Source organism: Bradyrhizobium archetypum, assembly GCF_013114835.1.
In the GTDB taxonomy this organism is placed as follows: domain Bacteria; phylum Pseudomonadota; class Alphaproteobacteria; order Rhizobiales; family Xanthobacteraceae; genus Bradyrhizobium; species Bradyrhizobium archetypum.
The window spans coordinates 735175-744524 of record NZ_JAAVLW010000004.1 but is presented as its reverse complement, the minus strand read 5'-3'; the positions used below and the strand labels follow the sequence as shown (position 1 = coordinate 744524).

9 protein-coding genes are annotated in these 9350 nt (G+C 59.2%); 4 read left to right on the top strand and 5 right to left on the bottom strand.

What is annotated here, in order from left to right; all coding sequences use genetic code 11:
* The coding region (locus tag HCN50_RS16260; RefSeq protein ID WP_376700286.1) for a nucleoside-diphosphate sugar epimerase/dehydratase at positions 1-742 on the bottom strand (742 nt) is incomplete at its 3' end.
* Between the two features lie 600 nt (positions 743-1342).
* On the opposite strand from HCN50_RS16260, the gene rffA reads away from it, so the two are divergent.
* The 3 genes from rffA (at position 1343) to HCN50_RS16245 (ending at position 4373) form a co-directional block, all read left to right on the top strand.
* The gene (gene rffA / locus HCN50_RS16255) at positions 1343-2485 is read left to right on the top strand and encodes a dTDP-4-amino-4,6-dideoxygalactose transaminase (RefSeq protein ID WP_171710638.1); all 1143 of its coding nucleotides are present in this window, start codon (positions 1343-1345) and stop codon (positions 2483-2485) included.
* Positions 2486-2739: 254 nt separating this feature from the next.
* Positions 2740-3453, top strand: a complete 714-nt coding sequence (locus HCN50_RS16250) for a WbqC family protein (protein ID WP_171710637.1) — start codon at positions 2740-2742, stop codon at positions 3451-3453.
* A 164-nt stretch (positions 3454-3617) separates the two neighbouring features.
* A complete protein-coding gene (locus HCN50_RS16245; protein WP_311968057.1) occupies positions 3618-4373 on the top strand; it encodes a hypothetical protein in 756 nt (251 codons plus the stop codon).
* 4 nt (positions 4374-4377) lie between these two features.
* On the opposite strand, the gene HCN50_RS16240 is transcribed toward HCN50_RS16245, so the two are convergent.
* Together HCN50_RS16240 and HCN50_RS16235 are read right to left on the bottom strand one after the other, a co-directional pair.
* Positions 4378-5190 (bottom strand): phytanoyl-CoA dioxygenase family protein, encoded by an 813-nt coding sequence (locus tag HCN50_RS16240; RefSeq protein ID WP_171710635.1) that lies wholly within the window; start codon positions 5188-5190, stop codon positions 4378-4380.
* Between the two features lie 12 nt (positions 5191-5202).
* Positions 5203-6270: a class I SAM-dependent methyltransferase gene (locus HCN50_RS16235; RefSeq protein WP_171710634.1), complete on the bottom strand. Its 1068-nt coding sequence runs from the start codon at positions 6268-6270 to the stop codon at positions 5203-5205.
* Between the two features lie 558 nt (positions 6271-6828).
* On the opposite strand from HCN50_RS16235, the gene HCN50_RS16230 reads away from it, so the two are divergent.
* The gene (locus HCN50_RS16230; protein ID WP_171710633.1) at positions 6829-7497 is read left to right on the top strand and encodes an acetyltransferase; all 669 of its coding nucleotides are present in this window, start codon (positions 6829-6831) and stop codon (positions 7495-7497) included.
* Positions 7498-7509: 12 nt separating this feature from the next.
* Here HCN50_RS16230 and HCN50_RS16225 read toward each other — a convergent pair whose 3' ends face one another.
* Together HCN50_RS16225 and HCN50_RS16220 are read right to left on the bottom strand one after the other, a co-directional pair.
* On the bottom strand, positions 7510-8157 hold the full coding sequence (locus HCN50_RS16225; RefSeq protein WP_171710632.1) for a class I SAM-dependent methyltransferase: 648 nt from the start codon (positions 8155-8157) through the stop codon (positions 7510-7512).
* A 58-nt stretch (positions 8158-8215) separates the two neighbouring features.
* Positions 8216-9217, bottom strand: a complete 1002-nt coding sequence (locus tag HCN50_RS16220; protein WP_171710631.1) for a glycosyltransferase family 2 protein — start codon at positions 9215-9217, stop codon at positions 8216-8218.
* Positions 9218-9350: the final 133 nt, after the last annotated feature.

Below are 9350 nucleotides of genomic sequence, written 5' to 3'. Positions count from 1 at the left end.
TGGCCCGCATCAGGACCGCCTCGGGATGGGCCTCCGGCTCGAACGCCGACGGCGTCATGACGACCCGCGAAATCGGCTTTCCCCGTCCGGCATAATCGCGGACCACATCTTCGACGTCGTCGATCCCGCCGAGCACCGGCACGTTGCGTATCGACTGCCCGCGGTCCGCCGCCGACGGCGACAATACGCCGACCGGCCAAAGCTGCTTGACCGCACCGCTCTCGATCGCGCGCAGCAGCACCTCCGCATCGGCGGCGCGGCCGATCAACAACGTCGCCGACGCGCCTTCGGTCTGGGCATGGCGGCGAACCCGTGTGTAACGGAAATAGCGATAGCCGAAGCGGAGCGCGCTCAGCGCGAACACCTGCAGAAACCAGTAGAGCACGATGGTGACACGGCCGAACAGCACCGGCGCCTTGCCGTTCGATGCGGCGAAAATGAAGGCATAGTCCAACACGACGAGCGCGACCGCCAGAAGGGTCGCCACGCGCAGGATATTCAGTGCATCGGGAAGCGAAATGAAACGCCATTTCGTCGTCGTCAGATTGAAGACGTAGCTGATAACGACGCTGAAGGCGATGAAGAGCGGTAAGATCTTCAGCAGCAGCGGCAGGCGGGCATAGAAGGCCTCGCCTCCCTCAAACCGCAGGTAGAAGCTCGCGAGCAACGCGATGGCGGTCGCCAGCGCATCATGCGTTGCGATCAGGAAATTGCGACGGGTGAGTTGCGAAAGAGGCGTCATTTCAATGGTCGGCTGGGGAAGCGATGGGGATTCGCAGGGCGTCCTTCGTCCGCTGATATCTCATCTCCGGCGTGCATGCCAGCGATCATGACCTGGCTGTTCCGGAAGGTTCCTTACGCAGCAGGGCCGCGGCGCGACGATGTTCGCCTGTTGGATCGACGAGCGCTAGCAGGCCTGCATCCGCAATGAAAGCAAGATTCCCGGTGGCAAAGATCGCAAGCCACGCTGCCGCGTATCGCCCGTCCAGTAGTGCAGGAAGACCGGAATGAGGGCAACCTGCTGGGTACCCCCAAACCCATCTAGAACAGATTGGCAGACCACTCGGCAAACAGCCGCTCTGCCCGACCGGGCGCCGGAGGATTCGACAAAGCCTTGGCTTTGCCAAGTACGTCAACAGGCTCATCGATTCAAGGATGAAAACCTCTGGGCATCGTGAGCGAGCTATCAGCCCGAGGACGGGATGTCGAGGGAGCATCTAACAGAAGCGCGTCGTCACGCTTTCCCGCGATCAACCGTTGATTCCTGCTGCGGAAACCGCCAATTTGTGCATCCCTCAGGCCAGGGGCCAAACTGCCCTCGGCAAACCCATAAAGTGAAACCGTGACAGCAGAATACATTCCGTTCAACCGGCCTTACTCCACCGGCAAGGAAATGGTCTATGCTGCAGAAACGCAGCGCAATTATCATCTTTCCGGTGATGGCCCCTTCACGAAGCGCTGCCACCGGTGGATTGAGGAACACACCGGCTGCGCGAAGGCGCTGCTGACCCATTCCTGCACCTCGGCTCTGGATATGGCCGCGCTGCTGTTGGACTTCGAAAGAGGCGATGAAGTAATCATGCCTTCTTACACGTTTGTATCGACCGCGAACGCCTTCGTTCTGCGCAACGCGGTGCCGGTGTTCGTGGACATAAGGGAAGACACGCTAAATCTGGACGAACGACTGATCGAGGAGGCGATTACGACGCGAACGCGAGCGATTGTTCCGGTACACTATGCCGGCGTTTCCTGCGAAATGGACTCGATTATCGCGATCGCTCGGCGCCATGGTCTCAGAATCGTCGAGGATGCGGCGCAGGGGATCATGGCCGGCTACAAGAACCGAGCGCTCGGCTCGATCGGCGATCTCGGCAGCTTCAGTTTTCATGAAACCAAGAACATCATCTCGGGTGAAGGCGGCAGCCTTCTGGTACGGGATGCAGAATTCGCCCAGCGCGCCGAAATCCTTCGCGAGAAAGGAACCGATCGCGGCAGGTTCTTCCGAGGCGAGGTCGACAAATACACCTGGCAGGACGTCGGCTCGTCATTTCTACCGAACGAGGTCACCGCCGCTTTTCTGTGGGCACAGCTTGAAGAAGCTCAGCGCATCACCAGCGAACGGTTGGCGATCTGGCGCCGCTATCATGAAACGCTCCAACCGCTCGAACAGCAAGGCTTGCTGCGCCGACCGATAGTGCCGACGGATTGTCAGCACAACGGGCACATGTACTACGTCCTGCTGGCACCCGAAATCGATCGCCAGCTTGTGCTCGACGGACTGAAGCAAAACGGGATCGGCGCGGTATTTCACTATGTCCCGCTGCATTCATCGCCGGCGGGCCAGCGCTATGGACGCGCGCACGGTGAATTGGCACTGACAACCTCGCTATCGCAGCGCCTGGTCAGGCTGCCGGTATGGTTCGGCTTGAGTGAGAGCCAGCAGCAGCGGGTGTGCGAAACGCTGACCGCGCTCGTGAAAAGATAATCTGCTAGGAACTGTACGGACTGATCAAAAATGCCGTTCAAGTTGCTTTTTGGTCGAGCGCGGCACAAATGGCACACGGGACATTCCGGCTACCATTTGGTATAATAGCATCCGTTGTGTCACACAACCACCCATCGACGTCAGCGGTGTGATTTCGGGCAATGGTGGTTCATTGAACAAAGCGCACTGACCAATCAATACCCATACCGACGCCACTCGATCACAGTAGAGAATCCTGATTTGGGAAGCCTTCTATGCGCGTTGCCATTATTCAATCATGTTACATTCCGTGGAAGGGATTCTTCGACTTGATCGGCCGCACCGATCGTTATGTCGTGCTGGACGGCGCGCAATATGTGAAGCGGCACTGGCATAACCGCAACCGGATCATGACGCCAACCGGGCCGATCTGGCTGACAATTCCGGTCGCCACCAAATCGCGCTTCGAACAACCGATCGACGAAGTCGGTTTCGCGGAGCCGTGGGCCGATAAGCACTGGCGATCGATCGAGCTAGCCTATCGCAAATCGCCCTTCTTCGCGGAAGAAGCCCCGGCGCTGAAAGCCGTCTACGAGGCCGCCCACCGCCTCGAGCGGCTGACCGACGTCAACACGCTGTTTCTGAAAGCGCTGACAAAACGACTCAATATCTCGACTACCATAGTTCGCGACAGCGAATTTTCTCCGCAGGGGCAGCGAACCGAAAGGCTGCTCGACATCTGCAAGAAGGCAGGCGCCACAAGATATCTCTCCGGGCCTTCGGCGCGTGAATATTTGGACGAATCCGCGTTTGCTGCGGCCGGCATCGCGGTCGAATGGATGAGCTATGGTCCATATCAGGCGTATCCGCAGCGGGGACCCACCTTTGATCATGCGGTCTCAGTGATCGATGTCCTATTCTCGACAGGATCTGCGGCCGCGTCCTATTGCGGTCCGATGACGATCGAACAAGCCGCGAGGACCGGCTGATGCGGAACGTCTGGCGTCCTCTCGGAAGGATCTTTTCACCAGCCGCTGGTGAGCCTTGGTGCGCCAGCCATGCAGCGAACCCGACGGCCCTGGCGCTTGCCGATGGAAGTGTGCGGATCTTCTTTTCGACGCGTGACACCTCCAACCGATCGTCGGCCGCTTCAGTGGACATTGCCATCGACGGTGACCGCTTCGAGATGTTGGGCCGGCTGCGCGGACCACTGCTGAAACCGGGCGCGCGCGGATCGTTCGACGCCGATGGCGTAACGGTTTCCAGCGTCGTCGCGCATGACGGAAAACTCTATGCCTTCTATCTCGGATGGACAGTACTGGTGCATGTGCCATTCACGAACTTCATCGGTGTTGCCGTGAGCGACGACGGAAAAACCTTCCGCCGCGGCAGCAGCGTTCCGGTGGTCGGCCGCAGTCCGGAAAATCCTCTGTCGGTCGGATATCCGATTGTACTGCGCGACGGGCCGGGTTGGCGCATGTGGTTCGGCTCTCATCTTCATTGGGGGCAGAAGGGCCTCGAAATGCTGCACGTTATCAAGGAAGCGCGCTCCCCCGATCTGGTCCAGTGGACGCCGTCCGACGCCGTCGTGGTCGACGTCGCAGGCGCTACTGATCCTCTCGAGTTTGCGATTTCGCGGCCTTCGCTGTTGCGTGAGGCGGATGGCAGCCTGTCGATGTGGTATGCGCGGCGGCGCCCGCATTATGAACTTGGCTTCGCACGCTCCGCCGATGGCGCGCGATGGGAACGGCGCGATCAGGATCTGATCTTTGTCGGCACACCGGAAGCCTGGGAAGACAAGGAACGAACCTATCCTTTCGTCTTCGACCACGGCGGCCGACGCTACATGCTCTACAATGGCAATGGTTACGGCCGCGAAGGATTTGGATTAGCCATTCTCGAGCAATGAACCATTATGTCAGAAGTTTTGCGCGGCGCATCGCAAAATATTCGGCGTCGGATCTCGGCGTGGTCACTTCGTATCCTAGCAGACGGCGCAGGCCCGGATCGTCGGTGAAGTCGTCGCCAAGGAAAGCTGGCAGATCGATTTGCTGGCGGATGATCGGCGAGGTGTAAACCTGGTTGACGGCCCGGCGTTCGGTCCCCGACCGGTTCGGCGCGCCGCTGTGGTACAGCATGCAATCCAGTACGATGTAGCTTCCCGCTGGCGCACAGACCTGCACGGCCGATGCCTCGACAAAGCGATCGGATGGAAATTTCTCCTGCTTGTGGGTCGCCGGCAGAACCAAGGTCGCGCCGTTGTCGATCGTAAAGGCATCGAGGCAGAACAGCGCATTGATTGCCATCGGCCGCGAGAATACGACATGCTGATACGGCAGATCGCGATGCCACGCGCCCTGATTGTAGGTTTTGGCCGGAGGATTGATGACACCGTTCTGCTGCGACAGGACCTGATAGCCCCCGATCAGCTGCTCGCAGATCTCCAGAATCGCGGGATTGCGTGCGAGCGCCAACAAGTTTTTGTCGTAGGCGAATGGCGTGCGGATAGTATTGTGTTCGTCGATCCGCGCCAGCGCCTCGGTTCCTCCGGCGGCGCTGTGCGCGGCCAGGCGCGCGGCATCGAAACTTTGCGCAAATCCGCTGAGTTCTCCAGCCGAGTAGCCGCCCTCGACGATCGCATAGCCGAGCGTGCTTAGGCTTTCCACCGCCGCATCGATGTCGCTGTTGGCCGCTACACGTTCGTTAATGCCATAAGATCTTATCATAGCTCGTCTTGGTCAGTTCTTGATAGCGGCGGGTAGTGTGACGGCGAACCCGCCATCGCTCCGGATCCGCGCGGCAACGGCGAGTTGTGAGGAAGGATGAACTGCAACAACGGTTGCCCAACCGACCAGTGTGTCAAATCCATCATAGCGTACCGCCGGGCCGAGCGGCCACGCCTCTTCCGGATGATCCAGCAAGAATCGCTCGAACATTGCAAAGGTGCGTGGCGCATAGGCACGCAACAAGGCCGCCATCTGACCCGCGCCGAACGCCTGCACCGGCATGTTTGCCGCTACCAATTGCTGTTCAAGCGAGGCGTCGAGCTCTTTCCACGCGTTGAGATAGGCGATTGCATCCGGCGATACGTCAATAACTGCGACTTCCGATCCGGCAAATGCCGAGCGTGCGAACCTGAAGAGCTGAAATCCGGCGAGCGGAGCCGCCAGCCCCTTGTGACTGATTAGCTGCAGCCCCGACCTCGCCGCAAAGGAAATCATAGCCGCCGGGCTGATGCTCCAGAAGTGGTCGAAAAACAGCAATTCATCGTTGGCAAATTCCGTCGTCGGACAAATGACGACTACCTGTCCGTCCGGCGCCATCAACGTTTCGAGGGTGGCAAGAAACTGCGCCGGGTCCGGAGTATGCTCGATCGTATTGATCGAAACTACAACATCGAACGGACGATGCCCGGCCAGCTCACGATCAGGGAAACCGCGCATCAGGGTCACGCGTTCACCAGCCTGCGTTAGCGCACGCGGCAGCGCCGGATCGATGCCTATCAATTGGAAGGACGCGCCGCCTTCGCATTCGCTGAGGGCATGAAGCATCGCACCGGACCCGCAGCCCACATCGATCATGCGCAGGCCTGTTTGACGCGCGCCGATCGCATCGACGATTGCCGCTGCATAGGCCCTGCCCCGGGCCTGTTCTCCGGCCCCAGTCAAGGCAGGCAGACCATAGGCGCCGGAGTAGATCGCGGAGATTTCGGCTGCTGCCGGCGGGTATCTATGGCGCACCAGCCCACATACCGGACACCAAATCTTATCGATCGCCCTTGCGATAATACGTCCGTCACTCAGCATGGAACGACCGGCTGCCGGAATGGGCAGGCTTACGCCCTCATCGCATCCACAGCTCGGGCATATTTCGGCGGCCTTGGTAAGCTCATCTGCCTGAACGCTGCCGGTTGGCGCTAGTACCATTGTTTCCCTGTCATTGCCCGAAGACGCCGAGCATGCCCCCTGATCAGTCCCGCGCCGCTCTTATCGGTCGCTGTGGTCTGCGACCGCACCTCAAACTGGCCAACGAACAGGAATGGCATGCCGACCCAGGGTCGTATAGCACGTTTTTGCGGTGCCAACTGCTCCATCTCACGAATCGACAACGCCCTCGTGGCGCCGTGTGACCTTCGTGCGAAGCCCAACGACCCAACGAGCGAAGTATCCGCAGAGTTAGCACGCGCATCAGACGCGGTCGTGTTCCGTCCGCGACGGAGCGGCGGCGGTTCACCCGAAAAATGAACTTTTAAAAAAGTTGGCCCGGTGGTAGCCACGGTGCCCAGGGGCTGTTCGATAAATTTGACAAGGGGTTAGCAACACAGTTCCGTTTGAACCGCGGCAGCAGTTGAAGAGCAAAATCAGATGAAAACGCGACGAATCGTGATCTTTGGTTCCGGTCAAATAGCTGAACTCGCTGACTTTTATTTTACGAATGACTCCAGCTACGAAGTCGCGGCGTTTACGGTTGACCAAGCATTTTTTTCGCACGACGAGTTTCGCGGGCGCCCTGTAGTGCCCTTCGAGCACGTCGCAGAGCGGTTTCCTCCGCAGGAGTTCGGCTTCTTTGTCGCGATCGGCTACACCAAGCTAAACCTGCTTCGTCCGGAGAAGGTCGCCGCTGCCCGCGCCAAGGGGTATCAGTTGGTTTCCTATCTGAGCAGCCGTGCAACCGTCTTTGCCGGCTTCGAACTGCAGGAAAACTGTTTCATTCTCGAGGACAATACTATCCAACCTTTTGCACGCGTTGGTAGCAACGTCACGCTCTGGAGCGGCAATCACATCGGGCACCATTCAACGGTCGAAGACGATGTGTTCATTTCGTCGCATGTCGTCATCTCCGGCGGCGTCAGGATTGGCCAGGGCAGTTTCGTCGGAGTCAACGCGACGTTTCGGGATCATGTCACAATCGGAAAGAACTGCGTGATTGGGGTTGGCGCCCTCGTGCTTGAGGATCAGCCCGACCACGCGGTGGTGGCGCCGCGCGGAACCGAACGCTCCAAGGTGCCGAGCACGCGCCTACGCACCCTTTGACGCCGGGGCCTGTTATCTGCTTGCGGCAACATGCCGTACCACGACGGTGAATTCGTAAAGTCCATAATCCTGCAGTAGCGCCACCGATCGGCCAAAGCGATGCAGACAATAGGATAGCATCTCGGCTGCATCGGCGTAGTATAATGTTTCGCTACGTCTCTCCGGATCGCTCGACAGGCTCAAGACGTTGAAGGCGAAGCCGCGCCGGCCCGCGCGTGCAAGAATGTCGATGGTCTCGCGGACATAGCGCGCCCAGGTCTCGCTCGGAACCTCTCCTTTGACGTTGAAGATTCCACTAGCAACCGCGAAGTCCATGGTCTCCGTTGGCTCGGCCCCGACCCGCCATTGGCAATCCGCGCTCTCGCCATGCAGCCGCGTCGCCTCACTGATCATGTTCGGCGCAATGTCGTAGCCGATGAATGGTCCTCGATGCCCCGCCGTACGCAAGAAACGCATGAAATCGCCGTAGCCGCAGCCGAGATCTAGAATTGATGCGTCCGGCGCGCCATCGAGCAGACGAAGAAACTGCTGGTGCCGAAGCTCGTGCGACGGCTTCCCGTTCCAGTCGACGCCTTGCGGGGTCGGACCATGCAAGGCGAGCTTCGAGCTGTAGTAAGCAGCTACGTCACGGACGATCGATGGATCCGGGCCAGTGCTCACCGCAACTTGCTCCGGAGCAACGGGACTCGAATCACTGTGGCGGGCGATTTAACTGCGATCATCGTTTGCGATCGAGCGCTGGCGTCGAGATGCTGGCTGCGGGCGGAACGCGAATCACATTCGATCCTGCCACCGCAGTGACCTCCCTGCGATGCACGCGCTGCACAACTGTATAAGGACGCCGCTTGGTTTCGGAAACGATATTGGCGACATAGATGCCAATCACGCCGAGAATGCATGTCGTCAGCCCGCCAAAGAACCAGATCGAGACGATCAGCGATGTAAAGCCATCGACACCGATGCCGGAAGCAAGATAACGGGAGATGTAGAACAGGATCGTCGCCACTGACAACGCGAAGATCGCGATGCCGGCGTATAGAATGAAATAGAGAAGCTTCGTCGACGTTGTGGTCAGGTATTTGACCGCCATCTCGGTACGCATGCGAAGCGAGTATGTCGTCGGCGAGCCTGATGATTTCCGGAACGGGACCGCCACCTGGCGGAAGCCCGTTAGCTGCCATAACTGCGAAATCACAAACTCGCGGTCGCGATGCCGGACCAGCGCGCGCACGTAATCCCGCGTCATCAGGCGGACAGTGGCCAAGTTCCGCGGGATCCGATGATCGCTCAATGCGTCGACGAGCGAAAAGAACACTGCACCACTGATGCGTTCGACCGGGCCGCCTCGCCGCGTCTGCTGGATGCCAAAAACGACGTCGCTGTCGCCCTTCATGAACCGCTCATGGAAGCTGGTTAGAAGTTCGGGATGTTCATCAAGATCGCTGTCGATCAGGAACACAAGGTCGCCCGTCGCATGGGCAAGACCCGTCATCATCGCTTTGTGGTGGCCAAAATTGCGCGCCAGGTCGACCACGACGACCCGCGGGTCGGCCCGGTGCAGGGCAAGGGCAAGATCGAGGCTGTCGTCCGGAGAGCCGTCGTTAACCATCAGCAGTTCGATGTCGTGCGTGATGGGTTCCGCTGCTGCGATAACGCGCCGATAGAATTCATGGATCGTCGGAGCTGACCGATAGAGGGTCGTCACAACTGACAATTTCACGCGAAAGCCCCCGTCAAATCTCGCCTCGCCTGTGGATCGGATCGAATTGCGCGGATTGTGTACAACTGGATTCCATCGGCGGCAAGGATTCGGCCAGAAGGCTGCGATTTGGCCAAGTCTTTAGCGTATCTGA